Source organism: Kineococcus endophyticus, assembly GCF_040796495.1.
Classification (GTDB): Bacteria; Actinomycetota; Actinomycetes; order Actinomycetales; family Kineococcaceae; genus Kineococcus; species Kineococcus endophyticus.
Genome location: NZ_JBFNQN010000005.1, coordinates 262,870 through 279,508, shown reverse-complemented (window position 1 = coordinate 279,508; position 16,639 = coordinate 262,870). Strand labels below are relative to the sequence as shown.

The following is a 16,639-nucleotide window of genomic DNA, read 5'->3' as shown; positions in this document are numbered from 1 at the left end:
ATGGAGAAGTTCACCGTCCACACGGGCGTCGGGGTGCCGCTGCGCCGCACCGACGTCGACACCGACCAGATCATCCCGGCGGTCTACCTCAAGCGCGTCACCAAGACGGGGTTCGAGGACGCCCTGTTCGCCGGCTGGCGTTCGGACCCGCACTTCGTGCTGAACCAGGAGCCCTACCGGCCGGGTTCGGTCCTGGTGGCCGGGCAGGACTTCGGGACCGGCTCGAGCCGCGAGCACGCGGTGTGGGCCCTGCGGGACTACGGCTTCAAGGCCGTCCTGGCCCCCCGCTTCGGTGACATCTTCCGCGGCAACTCCGGCAAGCAGGGGTTGCTGGCGGCCGTGGTGTCCCAGAGCGACATCGACCTGATCTGGAAGGCGCTGGAGGCGCACCCGGGCACCGAGGTGACCGTCGACCTCGTCGAGCGCGTCGTGCGCGTCGACGACTTCACGGCCCCCTTCGAGGTCGACGAGTACGTGCGCTGGCGGCTCATGGAGGGGCTGGACGACATCAGCCTCACCCTGCGCCACGCCGACGCCATCACCGACTTCGAGACGCGGCGGCCGTCGTTCAAGCCGACGACGACCCCGCTGGCGCCGTCGGCCTGACCCGCGCCCGACCGGCCCCGGACCCCGCTGCGGCGCAGCGGGACCGGGGCCGTTCTGCGTCTCGACCCGTTGTGCCGCAACGCATCGCGCACCCTCTCCGAGTCCGGCCTCGCGCGGGCGATCGCCGCCGGGAAGCCCCTGCGGCGCAGTGCGACGCCCGCCGGTGACGCCCAGGTGTACTGCGGCGCAACGACTCGCCGCCACACCGGTGGTGGACTCCGGTGATCGTCGGTCGTACCGTTTCCCCCGTCGGGCTCCTGCTCGGCCCTGCGCGATCCGTTGCGCGAGGAGATGATCGGTTCGGACAACGCCCGGTACCCAGGAGGAGCCCCGTGAACAAGGCAGAGATGGTCGACGCCCTCGAGGCCAAGCTCGGCGGTCGCAAGCAGGCCGTGACCGCCGTCGAGGCGGTCGTCGAGCTCATCACGCTCACCGTCGCCAAGGGTGACAAGGTCGCCATCAGCGGCTTCGGCACCTTCGAGAAGCAGGCGCGCAACGCCCGCACGGGCCGCAACCCGCGCACGGGCGAGGCCGTGAAGATCAAGAAGACCTCGGTGCCGCGCTTCCGTCCGGGCACCGCGTTCAAGGAGGTCGTCTCCGACACCAAGGCACTGCGCGCGTTCCAGGCCGCGGCCAAGGAGCGTGCCGCCTCGACCGGGGCCGTCCTGACGACCCCCGCCACGGGCACGGCCAAGAAGGCGGCCGCGTCGACGACGACGGCGAAGAAGGCGGCGCCGGCCACCCGCACCGCGGCCCCGGCCGCCAAGAAGGCCGCTCCGGCCACCCGCACGACCGCCGCGGCGAAGAAGGCCGCTCCGGCCAAGACCGCGACGACCGCCCGGCGCACGGCCAAGAAGGCCTGACCCGCACGTCCCGCACGCGAGAAGGCCCCCGCACTCCGGTGAGTGCGGGGGCCTTCTCGCGTGCGGTGGGTCCTCAGTCGCGGAACGTCTCGATCTGCGCGCCCAGCGGCGTCAGCCGTTCGGCGAGCTGCTCGTACCCGCGGGCGATGATGTCCACGTTGCGCAGCACCGAGGTGCCCTTGGCCGCCAGCATCGCCAGCAGCACGACGACGGCGGGGCGCAGCGCCGGCGGGCACAGCACCTCCGCGCCGGACCAGCGCGTGGGGCCCTCGACGAGCACGCGGTGCGGGTCGAGGAGTTTCACGCGGGCGCCGAGGCGGTTCAGCTCGGTGAGGTAGATGGCGCGGTTGTCGTAGACCCAGTCGTGGACCGTCGTCGAGCCCTCGGCGCTCGCCGCGATGACCGCGAAGAACGGCAGGTTGTCGATGTTCAGACCCGGGAACGGCATCGGGTGGATCTTGTCGATCGGGGCCTTGAGCTCGGACGGGTGCACCGTGATGTCGACGAGGCGCGTGCGGCCGTTGGCCGCGGGGTACTCCGGCGACAGGTCGTAGCGCAGCCCCATCTCCTCGAGGATGGCCAGCTCGATCTCGAGGAACTCGATCGGCGCGCGCGTCACCGTCAGCTCGGAGTGCGTGATGATCGCCGCGGTGAGCAGGCTCATGGCCTCCACCGGGTCCTCCGACGGCGCGTACTCGACGTCGACGGAGATGTCCGGCACGCCGTGCACGACGAGCGTCGTCGTGCCGATGCCCTCGATGCGGACGCCGAGCAGCTCCAGGAAGAAGCAGAGGTCCTGGACCATGTAGTTCGGGCTGGCGTTGCGGATCGTCGTGACACCGTCCACGCGGGCCGCGGCCATGAGGGCGTTCTCGGTCACGGTGTCGCCGCGTTCGGTCAGCACGATGGGGCGCTGCGGGGCGACGGTGCGGTCGACCGTCGCGTGGTAGTTCCCGGTGGTGGCGGTGACCTGCAGACCGAAGGGGCGCAGGGCGACCATGTGCGGCTCGACCGTGCGGGTGCCGAGGTCGCAGCCGCCGGCGTAGGGGAGCGCGAACTCGTCGTACCGGTGCAGCAGGGGACCGAGCATCATGATGATGCTGCGGGTGCGGCGGGCGGTCTCGCCGTCCATGGCCTCGAGGTCGAGGTCGTTGGGCACGTCGAGGACGAGGTCGTTCTCGTTGACCCAGGCGTACTCCACGCCGATGCTGCCGAGCACGTCCAGGATGCGGTGGATCTCCAGGATCCGGGCGACCCCGCGCAGCGTCGTGCGGCCCTTGTTGAGCAGGGCGGCGCACAGCAGGGCGACGCCGGCGTTCTTGCTCGACTTCACCGCGATGCTGCCGGAGAGCTTGACGCCCCCGTGCACGCGCAGGTGCGTCGGGCCGGGGCGGCCGATCGAGACGATGTCGTCCTGCAGGGCGTGACCGACGCGCTGCAGCATGTCGATGGAGACGTTCTGCTGGCCCTGCTCCATGCGGTGCACGGCGCTCTGGGACGTGCCCAGGCGTTCGGCGAGCTGGACCTGGGTCAGGCCCCGGTGCTTGCGCGCATCGCGGATGAGGGCGCCGATCTGCGACAGGTGGTCGCCGGTCGGCGTGAGCTGCTCGGTGGAGACTGCCATGACGCCGAGGCTATCTCATGGATGAGATAAAGCCTGTCAAGGACGTCGGCCGGGCGTGTCCCCTGGTGTCAATGTGTCACACGCCCGGCCTGTTCCCGGTCAGGTTCCCGCTCAGGCGCCCGCGTGCGCCAGCGCGGCGTCCAGCGCCCGCGACAGGTCCCGCCACAAGTCCTCGACGTCCTCGACGCCCACGGACAGGCGGAGCAGGTCCTGCGGCACCACGGCGGGTTCGGAGGCGTGCCGGCGCCGCCGCTCGATGAGCGACTCCACCCCGCCCAGGCTCGTCGCGGGCACCCACAGGCGCACGGCGTCCACGACCGCGTCGGCCCCGGCGGGACCGCCGACGACCTCGATCGACACGAGCGCGCCGAACCCCGTCATCTGCGTCGCCGCGAGCGCGTGGCCCGGGTCGTCGGGCAGGGAGGGGTGGCGCACGCGCGTCACGGCCGGGTGGCCGCCCAGTCGGCGGGCCAGGTCGGCGGCGCTGGCCTGCGAGCGCTCCAGCCGCAGCGGCAGCGTCCGCAGCCCGCGCAGCGCCAGGAACGTCTCCAGCGGGCCGGGGATCGCGCCGTGCAGCGTGCGGTGGGCGGCCAGCGCGGCCAGCAGCGTCTCGTCCCGCGCGACGACGGCGCCGAGGACGACGTCGGAGTGGCCGGAGAGGAACTTCGTCACCGAGTGCACGACGACGTCGGCGCCCAGGTCCAGCGGTCGCTGCAGCAGCGGCGTCGCGAAGGTGTTGTCCACCACGACGACCGCGTCGTGCTCGTGCCCGGCGGCGGCCAGCGCGGCGAGGTCGGCGACCTCCAGCAGCGGGTTCGTCGGGGACTCCAGCCACAGCACGACCGGGCCCTGCACGCCCGCGAGCGCCGCGCGCACGCCCTCGACGTCGGTGATGTCCGTCGGCAGCACCTTGAGCCGGCCCTGCGCGGCGAGGAGCCCCGTCAGGGAGTGCGTGCCGTTGTAGGCGCCGTGGGGGACCAGCACCGTGCCGTCGGCCGGCACGAGGTGCAGCGCGGCGGCCACGGCCGCCATCCCGGAGGCGAAGGCCAGCGCCCGGCCGCCCTCGAGCTCGCCGACGGCGCTCTCGAGCGCCTCCCACGTCGGGTTGGCGAAGCGGCCGTAGCCGAGGGCGGCGGTGCCCAGGGACCCGCCGCCGACGAACGTCGCCGACAGGGACACTGGGGTGTTGAGCTCGCTGTCGAGGGCCCTTCGGGGCCGGCCCGCCACGACGGCGACGGTGGCGGGGGCGAGGGCGAGGTCCCGGTGGTCGGTGGGGGACACGGCTGAGGACACGGACGGGGCGTCGTTCTGCGGCACGGGGGAACCCAACCACACCGCCGGTAGGGTCGGCGCCGATGAGCAGCCAGCCCACCCCCCGCCCGCGCGTCGCCGTCGTCTTCGGTGGCCGTTCCTCCGAGCACGCCATCAGCTGCGTGACCGCCGCGGGGGTCCTGGCCGCCCTCGACCGGTCGGTGTGGGACGTCGTCCCCGTCGGCATCACCACCAGCGGCCGCTGGGTCCTCGTCGACGACGACCCGGCGCAGTTCAAGCTCACCGACGGCAAGCTGCCCGAGGTGCCGGCCGCCGGACCCTCCGTCGCCCTGTCGCAGGACGTGGAGTCCCGTGCGCTGCAGACGGTCTCGGGCGAGGCGCTGGGTGGGCCCGTCGACGTGGTGCTGCCGTTGCTGCACGGCCCGTTCGGCGAGGACGGCACGCTGCAGGGCCTGTTCGAGCTGTCCGACACCCGGTACGTGGGGTCCGGCGTGCTCGCCTCGGCCGCGGGCATGGACAAGCAGGTCATGAAGCTGCTGCTGGCCGGTCACGGGCTGCCCGTCGGGCCCTGGACGTCGTTCCGCGCCAAGCGCTGGGAGCGCGACCGGGACGCCGTCGTCGCCGAGGTCGAGGCGCTCGGCTACCCCGTCTTCGTCAAACCCGCCCGCGCCGGGTCGAGCATCGGGATCACGCGCGTCACCGACCGCGCCGGGCTCGAGGCCGCCGTCGCCGAGGCCGTCGCGCACGACCCCAAGGTCGTCGTGGAGGCCGCCCTGAGCGGCCGCGAGGTCGAGTGCGGCGTCCTGGAGGACCTCGCCGGCGGCGAACCCCGCACGAGCCTGCCCGGGGAGGTCGAGGTCGTCGGCGGCCACGACTTCTACGACTTCGAGGCCAAGTACCTCGACGCGGGCAACGTGCGGCTCTCGTGCCCGGCCGACCTGCCCGACGACGTCACCGCCGCCGTGCGGCGCACGGCGGTGCGCGTCTTCGAGGCCATGGAGGCCGAGGGGCTGGCGCGCGTGGACCTGTTCGTCGACGTCGAGCGCTTCCGGGCGACCGACGGCGCGGAGGGGATCGTCGTCAACGAGATCAACACGATGCCCGGGTTCACGCCGTTCTCGATGTACCCGCGGATGTGGGCGGCGACCGGCGTGGACTACCCGCAGCTCGTCGACCACCTGCTCACGCTCGCGCTGCAGCGGCCCACCGGGCTGCGCTGAGCGTTCAGAGGCAGGTGCGCGTCTGCGGGATGCGCGAGACCGGCCCGGCGAGGTCGATGAGCTGCGACGTCGCCTGGTCGCGTGTCAGGCCCGTCCCGAAGCGGACGGTCACCTCGACCGCGGGGGTGCGGCCGTAGGTGAGGAACCGCACCGCGCGGTCGTTGCTCGCGTCCTCGACCCAGTCCACCGTGGGCCCGGAGTCCGGCCCCACGGGGATGCACGCCTTCGTCGTGGGCCCGAGCACGAGGCCGCCGCAGCGCAGCACGACCTGCTCGTCGCCCCACACGGCGACGCCCTCGGCGCCCTGGGGCGTCCGCCCGAGCCCGTCGAGGCTCTGCGGCAACGCCCGCAGCAGGGGCGCGCACGCGGGGTCCCCGGCCTGCGGGGCGGCCTCCACCCCGTCCGAACCGCGCAGGTAGACCCACGCGGCCACCGCGGCCACGACGACCACGACGAGCCCGACGGCGAGCCGCCCGGGCCGGGACGGGTGGCCGGAGCCGCTGGACGGGGTGCTCGCGGGGGTGCTGGACATCGCCCCGTAGTGTGCCCGCCCGTGGGAGCGGACGGGACGGGGGACGTGCGTGTCGGGGACCTCGACGAGACGGCGCTGCTGGCCCGCGTGGTCCCGCTCATGCCGACCGAGGCGCTGCTCGGCCCCGGGGACGACGCGGCCCTCGTGGCCGCGCCGGACGGGCGCGTCGTGGCGACGACCGACGTCCTCGTGGAGTTCCGCGACTTCCGCCGCGACTGGTCCAGCGGCGCCGACGTCGGCTGGAAGGCCGTGGCGCAGAACGTCGCCGACGTCGCCGCGATGGGCGGCCGCTGCACGGGCCTGCTCATCGGCCTGTCCGTGCCGACCGACCTCGAGGTCGCGTGGGTGGAGGACTTCGCCCGCGGGGTCGCGGCCGCGTGCGCGTGCTTCGGCGCCGTGGTCGTCGGCGGCGACCTGTCCGCCGCGAGCGAGGTCGTCGTCTCCGTCACGGCCCTCGGCGACCTCCAGGGCCGTCCCCCCGTGCTGCGCTCGGGCGCCCGTCCCGGCGACGTCGTCGCCGTCGCCGGGGTGCTCGGCCGCTCCGGGGCCGGGCTGGAGGTGCTGCAGCGCAATGGGTCCGCGGCGCCCCGCGAGGAGGAACTGGTGACCGTGCACCGGCGTCCGCAGCCACCGGTCGCCGCCGGCCCCGCTGCGGCGCTCGCAGGCGCCACGGCGCTCATGGACGTCAGCGACGGGTTGCTGCGGGACGCGGGGCGCATCGCGGCGGCCAGCGCCGTCACCGTCGAGCTGACGACGACCGGGGCGCTGGGGGAGTGGTCGCGCGCGCTCGGCCCGGAGCGGGGCCTGGAGCACGTCCTCACCGGCGGCGAGGACCACGCCCTCCTGGGCTGCTTCCCGCCCGAGGCGGTCCTGCCGACACCGTTCGCGCCCGTGGGGCGTGTGGGCGTGGCGGGCCCGCACCCCGTCCTCGTCGACGGGCGTCCCTGGACCGGCTCGACGGGGTGGGACCACTTCGCGCGGTGAGGGGAGGGGCGGCAGGGCCCGGAGAACGACGAAGGGCCGGATCCCGCAGGATCCGGCCCTCCGTCGTCTGGAAGGGGGTCAGCGCGTGACCTTGCCCGCCTTCAGGCAGGAGGTGCACACGTTGAGGCGCTTGGGGGAACCGTTCACGGTGGCCTTGATCCGCTGGATGTTCGGGAGCCACATGCGGTTGGTCCGGCGGTGCGAGTGCGAGACGCTCTTGCCGAAGCCAGGGCCCTTGGCGCAGACGTCACAGGTGGCAGCCACGGGGAACTCCTGAAGTCGAACGAGAAGTGCGGCCCCCCGGACGGGAGGCGCAGGTGCCCGGCCGTCCGGACACCTCGAACACCATAGCCGAGGACCGCCGCCCGGGTGAAACCGGCGCCCGCGGGACGCCGCCGCCTCCAGCCCGGGCCGCGCGGAACCGATGGTCCGGTGTGCCGACCGACCCCCAGCAGCCGCGACGCGGCCGGTGGTGGGTGGCCCGCGACCACGTCGCCGCGTCCCGCGCGGTCGGCGCCATGACGGCCATCGGCTGCCTCTACGCCCTCGGCAACGGCGTCGTCTCGCCCGAGACCATGGGCACCCGCCCCGGCGGGTGGCTCGTCACCGGGATCAGCGCCGCACTCGTCGGGCTGCTGGCGGTCGCGATGGCGCTGCGCCCGCGACGGGCCCCGGCGGTGGGCCCGGCGGCGCTGGCCGCGCTCGCCGGCGGCGTCGTGCTGCTGCTGTGCCTGTGGACCGACGACGCGTCCTTCGGTGCCCAGATCTACCTCGGCTGGCCGGCGCTGTTCGCCGCCTTCCACCTGCGGCCCCGGGCGGCGTGGCTGCTGACCGCCCAGGCCGTGCTGGCCGACGCCGTCCTCCTCGGGCTGCTCGAAGGCCCAGTCGGCGTCCTGCGGGACACCCCCGCCCACCTCGCCACCTTCGGTCTGGTGACGCTCCTGCTGACCCGGTCCGGTGAGTCCCAGGAGCGGCTGCTGGCGCGCCTGCGCAGCGAGGCGGCCGAAGACGCCCTCACCGGCCTGCTGACGCGCCGGGCGTTCGACGCGGCACTGGCCGCCCGGGTGGCCGACGGGACCGCGCAGGGACTGCTCCTCGTCGACCTCGACCGCTTCAAGTCCGTCAACGACAGCTACGGCCACCCCGTGGGCGACGCCGTCCTGTGCACCGTCGCCGCCGAGCTGCGCGCCGCGTGCCGCGCCGGTGACGTCGTCGGACGCCTCGGGGGCGACGAGTTCGCCGTCGTGCTGGTGTGCCCGGACGTGCGCGGGGGTGCGGCCGGTGCCGGGGACCTGGCCGAGGTCGCCCACCGCGTGCGGGCCGCGGTCGCGCGCTGCACCGTCCCGGGCCGCAGGGAGCACCGGCTCTCCGTGAGCGTCGGCGGCGCCCGCGTCGTGGCGGAGGAGTCCGTGGCCGCGCTGGTGGACCGCGCCGACGCCGCGCTCTACGAGGCCAAGCGCGCCGGGCGGGACCGGGTCGTCCAGGCCCGGGGGTGAGCAGCGGTAGCCTGCCCGCGTGCTCGACCTGGACGCCCCGCTGTCCAGCCTGGTGCCCCGCGCCGGCGACGGGACCAGCAAGAACGCCAACCCCGCCAAGTGGTTGAGCCACCTCGGGCTCGAGACGGGCCGGGACCTGCTGTGGCACCTGCCGCGCAAGTACCAGGACCGCGGTGACCTCACCCCGATCCGCGAGCTGGTCGTCGGCGAGGACGTGTCGATCCTCGCGCAGGTGCAGGACGTCGGGAAGGCGCAACCGCTGCAGCGCAAGACGGGCTGGCGGACGGTGGTGACCCTCTCGGACGGCCGGGACCGCATCACGGCGACGTTCTTCATGGCGAACCCGCACCAGTTCGGTCCCCTCCTGGGCAAGTACCCGGTGGGTTCGCTCGTCCTGGCCACGGGCCGGGCCGGGAAGTTCCGCGAGACCTGGCAGCTGGACAAACCCGTCTTCGAACCCCTCGAGGAGGGCGAGGACGCCGAGGCGCTCGCCGAGAAGCCCATCCCCCTCTACCCCGCGACGCGGGACTGCCCGAACTTCGTCGTCCGGGCGAGCGTGGCGACGTTGCTCGACGCGCTGGCCGTCGACGGCCAGGGCTCCGGGGTCGAGGAGTTCCTGCCCCCCGACGTCGCGGCGGCCGAGGGCCTCCTGCCGCCGCTGGCCGCGCTGGAGGCGGTGCACCGACCGCGCGACCGCGCCCACCTCGCCCGGGGGCAGGACCGGTTGCGGTTCGAGGAGGCGTTCGTCCTGCAGACGGCACTCGCCCTGCGGCGCGCCTCGACGGCCACCCAGACCGCCGTGCCCCGCGTCCCCTCACCCGACGGCATCGCGGCGGCCTTCGACGAGCGGTTGCCGTTCCCCCTCACCGGGGCCCAGCGCCGCGTCGGGGAGGAGGTCGCGGCGGAACTCGCGCGCCCGCACCCCATGCAGCGCCTCCTGCAGGGTGACGTCGGGTCCGGCAAGACGCTGGTGGCGCTGCGCGCCATGCTCGCCGTCGTCGACGGCGGGGGGCAGGCCGCGCTGCTCGCGCCGACCGAGGTCCTCGCCGCCCAGCACCTGCGGTCCATCACGGGTGCGCTCGGCGACCTGGCCGCCGGCGGTTTCCTCGGCGGGGACCCGCGCGGCACCCGCGTCGTCCTGCTGACGGGCTCGATGGGGGCGGCGGCGCGACGGGAGTCGCTGCTGGCCGCGGCGAGCGGGGAGGCCGGCATCGTCGTCGGCACGCACGCGCTGCTGCAGGAGGGCGTGCAGTTCGCCGACCTCGGCCTGGTCGTCGTCGACGAGCAGCACCGGTTCGGTGTCGAGCAGCGGGACGTGCTGCGGCGCAAGGGGACCGAGACCGGACGTGGAGTTCCCCACCTGCTGGCCATGACCGCCACCCCCATCCCGCGGACCGTCGCCATGACGTTGTTCGGCGACCTCGAGACGTCCGTCCTCGACGAACTGCCCCCCGGCCGCGCCGACGTCCAGACCGTCGTCGTGCCGCAGGACAAGCCCGCCTGGGTCGACCGCACCTGGCAGCGCATCGCCGAGGAGGCGGCCCTGGGACGGCAGGCCTACGTCGTCTGCGCGCGCATCGACGCCGACGACGACGACCTCGCCGACGGGGCCGAGGAACCCGACGACGAGGAGCCGCCACCGCCGCCCGCCAAGGGGAGCGGCGGGGGGCGTCCGGCACCGCGTCCGGCGGCCGCCGTCTCGCAGGTCGTCGAGGTCGTCCGCGCCCACCCCGCGACCGCGGCCCTGCGCACCGAGGTCCTGCACGGCCGGCTCCTGCCGGCCGAGAAGGAGGACGTCATGGGCCGGTTCGCCGCCGGCGAGCTGGACGTCGTCGTGGCCACCACGGTCGTCGAGGTCGGCGTGGACGTGCCGAACGCCAGCGTCATGGTCGTCGTCGACGCCGACCGGTTCGGCATCTCCCAGCTGCACCAGCTGCGCGGGCGCATCGGCCGCGGCGGCCTGCCCGGGACGTGCCTGCTGCTGTCGGGCACGAGCCCGGACTCCCGCGCCGGCCGCCGCCTCAAGGCCCTGGCCCGCACCCGCGACGGGTTCGAGCTCGCGCGGCTCGACCTCGCCGAACGGCGCGAGGGCGACGTCCTCGGCGCCGCGCAGTCCGGCGAGCGGTCCTCCCTGCAGCTCCTCGGCGTCCTGCAGCACGCCGACGTCATCGAGCGGGCCCGTTCCCGGGCCCGCACCCTCGTCGAGGTCGACCCCGGCCTCGCCCGGCACCCCGGGCTCGCGGCGGCCGTCGCCTCCCGCGTCACCGGCGACACCGCGGCCTTCCTGGGCCGCACGTGAGGACGCGCACATGAGCAAGAGCAAGCGCACGGGGGCCCGCGGCCCCGCCCGGGACGTCGTGCTCGGCCTGGAGCGCCTCCTCGTCGGCTACGGAGAACCCGTCTGCGCCCCCGTGACCGTCGACGTCGCCCGTGGCGAGGCGCTGTGCCTGGTCGGGGCCAACGGCGCGGGGAAGTCCACGGTCCTGCGGGCCGTGGCCGGTCTCCTGGAACCCCTCGACGGCACCGTGCGCCTGCACGGCGAACCCGTCGACGAGCGGTCGGTGCGGTTCCGCCGCGAGGTCGCCTGCGTCTTCGACGAGGACGCCTGGTTCGCGGAGCTGTCCGTCGCCGAGCACCTCGAGCTCGTCGCCCGTGGGCACGGCGTGCGCGACGTCGTCGACGTCGTCGACGCCGAGCTGGAGTCCCAGCGGCTCACCGACGCCGCCGACCAGCTGCCGACGTCCCTGTCCAGCGGGCAGAAGCGGCGGCTCCTGCTGGCCGCCGCGCTCGTGCGCCCGCGCTCGGTCCTGCTGCTCGACGAACCCGAGCAGCGGCTGGACCCGACGGGCCGGGAGGCCCTGGCCGACCGGCTGCTCGCCGAGCGCGACGCCGGGACGGCCCTCGTCCTGGCCACCCACGACGTCGTCCTGCTGCGCCGGCTCGCCACGCGCGCGGTCGTCATCGACGACGGAGGGGACGGGGGCGAGGGGCGCGCCGGCGGGACCTGCCGCGTCGTCGACGCCGACGAGGCCGCCCGCATCGTCAGCGACCCCGTCCGGTGAGCGTGTCCGACCTCGACCCCGGGGGTGCCCTCGTCGGTCCCCTCGCCGACCAGCCCTACCCGACGCGGCGCGAGCTGGTCGACGAGGCCGCGCCCTCCCGCGCCGCCCGCGGTCTGCGGGCCACCGTCGTCGACACCTACACGACGCTCCTGCAGGTCGGCATCGCCTTCCTGCTGCTCCTCGGCGGCAGCGGTTCGCTGCGCAACGCGTTGCGGGCCGGGCTGTCCGCCTCCGGTGGGGGACCGGGCTGGACCGCGCAGACCTCGGCCGTCCTGACCGCCGTGGGCCTGTCGGTGAGCTTCGTGGCCTTCGGGCTGGCCGTGTGGTGCCGGCTCGGGCCGGTCTCCCTCGGCACCGCGCCGACGACGTGGTGGACGCCGCTGCCCGTCGACCGCGGGGAGCTGCTGCGGCCCGTCGTGCGCCACCGCGCCCTGGGATCGGCGCTCGCGGGCGGGCTGTTCACGGCCTGGGCCACGTCGGTGGCCTTCGGCGTCACGGCCGAGCTCACGGGGCCGCTCGCGGCGGCCGGGCTCGGCGGCGGGTTCGCCGTGGGGGCCGGGCTCGCGGGGGCCGGGTACCTGCTCGTCGTCCGGCCCGCGATCCGGTCGGGCGTGCCCGCGCTGCTGCGCGCCGGTCGCGTCCTGGACGCCGTGGGGGTGGCCGTCGTCGTCGCGCTCGCGGCGAGCGCCGCGGTCGGCATCGCCGTCGACGCGGTGCAGCCCGAGGCCGTCCTCGTGCCCGCCGCCGTCGTCGCGGCCGGCGCGGTCGTCGTGGCCGTCCTGGCGGGTCGGCCCGCCCTGGCGCAGGCCGGGGACGTGCCGTCGCCCTCCCTGCGGCGCGGGGCGTCCCGCCTCGAGCGGCTCACGTCCTCGGTGCTGCAGGTCGACATCCGCGAGATGGGGCGCGCGATCGCGGCCGACTCCGGTGGGAGGGTCCGGCGCCGGCGGCGGTTCCCGCGCGTCAGCGGCCCGGTCTCGGCCGTCGTCGCGGCGGACCTGCTCCTCCTGCGCCGGCAGCCGCGCCGGCTGGTGACCGTCGGGGTCCTCGTCCTCGTCCCCTTCGTGCTCGCCGCCGGCACCTCGGCGCACCGGGCCGTCGCCGCGCTGTTCCTGTGGCTGGCCGGCTACGCCGCGGCCACGACGCTGTCGGAACCGGCCCGCAGCCTCGCGCTCGTCCCGGCGGCCGCCCGGGCGCTGCCCATCGCCGCCTCGACGGTCGTCGCCGTCCGGTGGATCCCGGTGGCCGCCCTAGCGGCGGTGTGGGGGGCCCTGGCCTACCCGCTCGCCGTCACGGCCTCCGGTCTGCTGCACGGGGAGTCGCTCGGCGCGGCGTGGTGGTCGTGGGCGCTGCTGGGGGCCCTGGCGGGGCCCGGGTTCGCCGCCGCCGCCCTGCGCGGGGCCGTCCGTCCCGACCCCGACCTGTCCGGTCCCGCCGTCTCGACAGCCATGGGGGCGGTCCCACCGGGGGCCGCCGCGGCCGTGACCACGGGCCCCGACCTCGCCGTCCTGGTCAGCGTGCCGGTCCTGCTCGCCACCCTGGCCCGCGGCGCCTTCGACTGGCTGCTGCTCGGGCAGCTCGCGGCCTCGGCGGCGGCCGTCGGCATCGGCTGGGCCTACGCGGCGCACCGGGCGAGGAAGGTCTCGTGACGCGCATCGTGGCCGGCGTGGCCGGCGGGCGACGGCTGAAGGTGCCGCCGGGGGAGACCACGCGCCCCACGAGCGACCGCGTCCGGGAGGCGCTGTTCAGCGCGCTCGACGCCGCCGGGGCGGTCGAGGGGGCGCGGGTGCTGGACCTCTACGCCGGCTCCGGCGCCCTGGGCCTGGAGGCGGCCAGCCGCGGTGCGCAGCAGGTCGTGCTCGTCGAGGCCGCCAAGCCCGCGGCCGCGACGGCCCGGGCCAACGTCGCCGCGCTCGGGCTGCCCGGCGTCCGCGTCGTCACCGACCGCGCCGAACGCTTCGCCGCCTCGCCCATCGCCGTCGTCGACGGCGGCTGGGACCTCGTCCTGGTCGACCCGCCCTACGCGGTCGCGACCGAGGACGTGACGGCGCTGCTGGGCGTCCTCGCGCCGCTGCTGGCCCCCGGCGCCACCGTCGTCGTCGAACGCTCCTCCCGGACCCCCGAACCGGGCTGGCCGGACGTCGTCGACCGCGTCCGCGAACGGCGCTACGGGGAGACGACGGTCTGGGTCGCTACGGTGCGGTCGTGACCTCAGCGGTGCGGGCGTGCGTGTGCCCCGGCAGCTTCGACCCCCTGACCCTCGGCCACCTCGACGTGCTGCTGCGCGCCGCGGACCTGTTCGACGTCGTGCACGCCGGGGTCGCGGTGAACCCGGGGAAGCGGGGTCTGTTCACCGGCCCCGAGCGCGCCGAGCTCGTCCGCCGGTCCCTGGCGGAGTCCGGGGACCCGCGGGCCGGGCGCGTGGTCGTGGCGGAGTTCGGCGACGGCCTGCTCGTGGACCACTGCCGGCGCCTCGGGGCCCCCGTGGTCGTCAAGGGCCTGCGCAGCGGCACGGACTACGCCTACGAGCTGCCGATGGCCCTGATGAACCGCCACCTCGCCGACGTCGAGACGGTGTTCCTCGTGGGCGACCCCGCCTTCGGCCACGTCTCCTCTTCGCTCGTCAAGGAGGTCGCCCGGTACGGCGGCGACGTCTCCGGTCTCGTGCCCGCGGCGGTGCGTGCGGCTCTGGCCACCCGGATGGGGGAGGATGCCCCCGACCCGGACTGACCGCCGGGCGGTGATCTGGGGAGGCAGTTGCTGTGGAGGTGCACGAGAAGCTCGGCGAGCTCGCCGCGCTCGTGTCGGGTGCGCGGGGAGTCCCGCTGTCGTCGTCCGTCGTGGTCGACCGCGAGCAGCGGCTCGCGCTCGTCGCCGACGTCCGGCGGCTGCTGCCGGCCGAGGTGCAGCAGGCCGGGGACGTGCTCGCCCAGCGCGACGAGGTCCTCGAGGCCGCCCGCCTCGACGCCTCCGAGCTGGTCGAGCAGGCCCGGTCCCGCGCCGAGGAGCTCGTCGACGCGCAGGCCGTGACGAAGGCCTCGCGCGAACGCGCCGACCACATCGTGCAGACGGCCCGGGACGAGGCCAAGCGCCTGCGCCTGGACGCCGACGCCTGGGTGGACCGCAAGCTCGCCGACTTCGAGGACGAGCTGGACCGCCTCAAGCAGCAGGCGGCGCGGGGACGCGACCGGCTGAAGGTGCGCGACACGGGCGTCGAGTCCCCCGCGGACGCCGGGACGGACGCGGACGCGGCGCCCGCGGCGCCCGGGAGCAGCTCCTGACGCGCTGCCCCCGCGTGCGATTGGGTCGTGGCGTCAGCCTCGGTTACCCTTGGGGACGGCCTCGGCGCGTGTGGTGCTCCCACTCAGCGACGGGGCCGTGTGGTGTGTCGGAACGGTCGAGCGACGAGGTGTGGACGTGAGCAAGAGGCAGCTGCCGGAGGGTCACCTGGACCCGAACGCGCCGCTCGTGCTGTCCACGCACGACCTCGGACGCCGGCCGGGGACGATGCGCACCCTGCAGCGCACCGTTCCCGCCCCCGCCGACCTCGGCATCGCCGTCATCGGTGTGCCCGAGGGCAGCGACCTCGAGCTCGACCTGCGGATGGAAGCCGTCATGGAGGGTGTGCTCGTCTCGGGCACCGTCCGCGGCACCGCCGTCGGCGAGTGCGTCCGGTGCCTCACCGAGGTCACCGAACCCGTCGAGGTCACGCTGCAGGAGCTGTTCGCCTACCCCGGCAAGACGCCGGTGGAGGTGGCCGACGACGAGGACGAGATCCGTGAGGTCGCCCCCGGCGAGCTCGTCGACCTCGAACCCGCCGTGCGGGACGCGATCGTGCTGGACCTTCCGTTCCAGCCCGAGTGCGACGGCCCCTGCCAGCAGGACTACGAGATCGGGGTGTCCGAACCGGCGCCCGTCTCCGAAGAACCGGCGGACCCGCGGTGGTCCGCCTTGCAGTCCCTGCTCCACAGCAGTGACGACTCCCCGTCCGGAACCAGAGAGAAGAGCTGATCGTGGCCGTCCCGAAGCGGAAGATGTCCCGCAGCAACACCCGCGCCCGCCGTTCGCAGTGGAAGGCGCAGGAGGAGACGCTGGTCCGCAGCACCGTCCGTGGCCAGGTCGCCTACTCGCGCCCCCACACCGCCCGCGTGGTCACCGACTCCGCCGGCACCCCGCTGTACCTCGAGTACAAGGGCCGCAAGGTCAAGGACCTCTGAGCTGACCGCTCAGCAGGCCCCCGCCGTCACGCCGGGCGACGTCCGCGACGTCGCCCGGCTGACTGCTGCCCTGGGCGTGGAGGTGGACGCCGAGCTCCTGCTGCTCGCGATGACCCACCGCTCCTACGCCTACGAGCACGGCGGGCTGCCGACCAACGAACGCCTCGAGTTCCTCGGGGACGCCGTGCTCGGCCTGGTCGTCACGCACGAGCTCTACGCGCGGTTCGCGGACGTTTCCGAGGGCCGGCTCGCCAAGCTGCGGGCCGCTGTCGTGAACTCCCGCGCCCTCGCGGACATCGCCCGGGGCCTGGACCTCGGCGCGCACGTGCGCCTCGGCAAGGGTGAGCTCGGCACCGGTGGCCGGGACAAGAACTCGATCCTGGCCGACACCATGGAGGCCGTCATCGGGGCGACCTACCTGTCCGTCGGCATGGAGGGCGCGCGCGAGTTCGTGCTGCGCCTGACCTCCCCGCTCATGGACTCCTCCGAGCGGCTCGGCGCCGGGACCGACTGGAAGACGGCGCTGCAGGAGCTGACCGCGGCGGAGGGGCTCGGCGTCCCCTCGTACGCGATCTCCGAGTCCGGACCGGACCACGCCAAGAACTTCACGGCCGACGCCGTCGTGGGGGGCACCGCCCTCGGAAACGGCGAGGGGCGCAGCAAGAAGGAAGCCGAGCAGAAGGCCGCCAGCGCGGCCGTCGAGGCCCTGCGCGCCGCCACCGCCGCGGCCGCCGTGCGCGCCTCCTCCTGAGCCGCAGGTCCTGAC

At 75.1% G+C, this 16,639-nt stretch carries 18 protein-coding genes; 14 read left to right on the top strand and 4 right to left on the bottom strand.

The features are described from left to right. A complete protein-coding gene (gene leuD, locus AB1207_RS09105) occupies positions 1-606 on the top strand; it encodes a 3-isopropylmalate dehydratase small subunit (protein WP_367637740.1) in 606 nt (201 codons plus the stop codon). 332 nt (positions 607-938) lie between these two features. Then, a complete protein-coding gene (locus AB1207_RS09100) occupies positions 939-1,469 on the top strand; it encodes an HU family DNA-binding protein (RefSeq protein ID WP_367637739.1) in 531 nt (176 codons plus the stop codon). Between the two features lie 73 nt (positions 1,470-1,542). Here the strand turns inward: AB1207_RS09100 and AB1207_RS09095 are convergent, their stop codons facing one another. Together AB1207_RS09095 and AB1207_RS09090 are read right to left on the bottom strand one after the other, a co-directional pair. Continuing rightward, positions 1,543-3,093: a helix-turn-helix domain-containing protein gene (locus AB1207_RS09095; protein ID WP_367637738.1), complete on the bottom strand. Its 1,551-nt coding sequence runs from the start codon at positions 3,091-3,093 to the stop codon at positions 1,543-1,545. Between the two features lie 111 nt (positions 3,094-3,204). Further along, positions 3,205-4,386 (bottom strand): trans-sulfuration enzyme family protein, encoded by a 1,182-nt coding sequence (locus AB1207_RS09090; RefSeq protein WP_367637736.1) that lies wholly within the window; start codon positions 4,384-4,386, stop codon positions 3,205-3,207. A 62-nt stretch (positions 4,387-4,448) separates the two neighbouring features. On the opposite strand from AB1207_RS09090, the gene AB1207_RS09085 reads away from it, so the two are divergent. After that, positions 4,449-5,585, top strand: a complete 1,137-nt coding sequence (locus AB1207_RS09085; protein ID WP_367637735.1) for a D-alanine--D-alanine ligase family protein — start codon at positions 4,449-4,451, stop codon at positions 5,583-5,585. A gap of 4 nt (positions 5,586-5,589) precedes the next feature. Here the strand turns inward: AB1207_RS09085 and AB1207_RS09080 are convergent, their stop codons facing one another. Further along, positions 5,590-6,117, bottom strand: coding sequence for a DUF3515 family protein (locus AB1207_RS09080; protein ID WP_367637734.1), 528 nt, complete (start codon positions 6,115-6,117; stop codon positions 5,590-5,592). 21 nt (positions 6,118-6,138) lie between these two features. On the opposite strand from AB1207_RS09080, the gene AB1207_RS09075 reads away from it, so the two are divergent. Continuing rightward, positions 6,139-7,101 carry a thiamine-phosphate kinase gene (locus tag AB1207_RS09075; protein WP_367637733.1) on the top strand — a complete coding sequence of 321 codons (963 nt, stop codon included), beginning with the start codon at positions 6,139-6,141 and terminating at the stop codon, positions 7,099-7,101. Positions 7,102-7,179: 78 nt separating this feature from the next. On the opposite strand, the gene rpmB is transcribed toward AB1207_RS09075, so the two are convergent. Further along, positions 7,180-7,365: a 50S ribosomal protein L28 gene (rpmB, locus tag AB1207_RS09070; RefSeq protein WP_367637732.1), complete on the bottom strand. Its 186-nt coding sequence runs from the start codon at positions 7,363-7,365 to the stop codon at positions 7,180-7,182. Between the two features lie 170 nt (positions 7,366-7,535). Here rpmB and AB1207_RS09065 point away from each other — a divergent pair, with 170 nt between their 5' ends. The 10 genes from AB1207_RS09065 (at position 7,536) to rnc (ending at position 16,624) form a co-directional block, all read left to right on the top strand. Next, positions 7,536-8,597: a diguanylate cyclase gene (locus tag AB1207_RS09065; protein WP_367637731.1), complete on the top strand. Its 1,062-nt coding sequence runs from the start codon at positions 7,536-7,538 to the stop codon at positions 8,595-8,597. 19 nt (positions 8,598-8,616) lie between these two features. Further along, positions 8,617-10,896, top strand: a complete 2,280-nt coding sequence (locus AB1207_RS09060; RefSeq protein WP_367637730.1) for an ATP-dependent DNA helicase RecG — start codon at positions 8,617-8,619, stop codon at positions 10,894-10,896. A 10-nt stretch (positions 10,897-10,906) separates the two neighbouring features. After that, positions 10,907-11,659, top strand: coding sequence for an ABC transporter ATP-binding protein (locus AB1207_RS09055; protein ID WP_367637729.1), 753 nt, complete (start codon positions 10,907-10,909; stop codon positions 11,657-11,659). Then, a complete protein-coding gene (locus tag AB1207_RS09050) occupies positions 11,656-13,305 on the top strand; it encodes a DUF6297 family protein (protein ID WP_367637728.1) in 1,650 nt (549 codons plus the stop codon). Before AB1207_RS09055 ends, AB1207_RS09050 begins: the two co-directional genes overlap by 4 nt. Next, positions 13,302-13,865: a 16S rRNA (guanine(966)-N(2))-methyltransferase RsmD gene (gene rsmD, locus AB1207_RS09045; RefSeq protein ID WP_367637727.1), complete on the top strand. Its 564-nt coding sequence runs from the start codon at positions 13,302-13,304 to the stop codon at positions 13,863-13,865. The genes AB1207_RS09050 and rsmD overlap by 4 nt, the downstream gene beginning before the upstream one ends. After that, a complete protein-coding gene (coaD, locus tag AB1207_RS09040; protein WP_367637725.1) occupies positions 13,862-14,386 on the top strand; it encodes a pantetheine-phosphate adenylyltransferase in 525 nt (174 codons plus the stop codon). Before rsmD ends, coaD begins: the two co-directional genes overlap by 4 nt. A gap of 32 nt (positions 14,387-14,418) precedes the next feature. Beyond that, positions 14,419-14,937 (top strand): F0F1 ATP synthase subunit B family protein, encoded by a 519-nt coding sequence (locus AB1207_RS09035; RefSeq protein WP_367637724.1) that lies wholly within the window; start codon positions 14,419-14,421, stop codon positions 14,935-14,937. 136 nt (positions 14,938-15,073) lie between these two features. Beyond that, positions 15,074-15,667 (top strand): YceD family protein, encoded by a 594-nt coding sequence (locus AB1207_RS09030; protein WP_367637723.1) that lies wholly within the window; start codon positions 15,074-15,076, stop codon positions 15,665-15,667. Positions 15,668-15,669: 2 nt separating this feature from the next. Then, positions 15,670-15,873: a 50S ribosomal protein L32 gene (rpmF, locus tag AB1207_RS09025; RefSeq protein ID WP_366169218.1), complete on the top strand. Its 204-nt coding sequence runs from the start codon at positions 15,670-15,672 to the stop codon at positions 15,871-15,873. 1 nt (position 15,874) lies between these two features. Further along, positions 15,875-16,624 carry a ribonuclease III gene (rnc, locus tag AB1207_RS09020; protein ID WP_437178902.1) on the top strand — a complete coding sequence of 250 codons (750 nt, stop codon included), beginning with the start codon at positions 15,875-15,877 and terminating at the stop codon, positions 16,622-16,624. Positions 16,625-16,639: the final 15 nt, after the last annotated feature.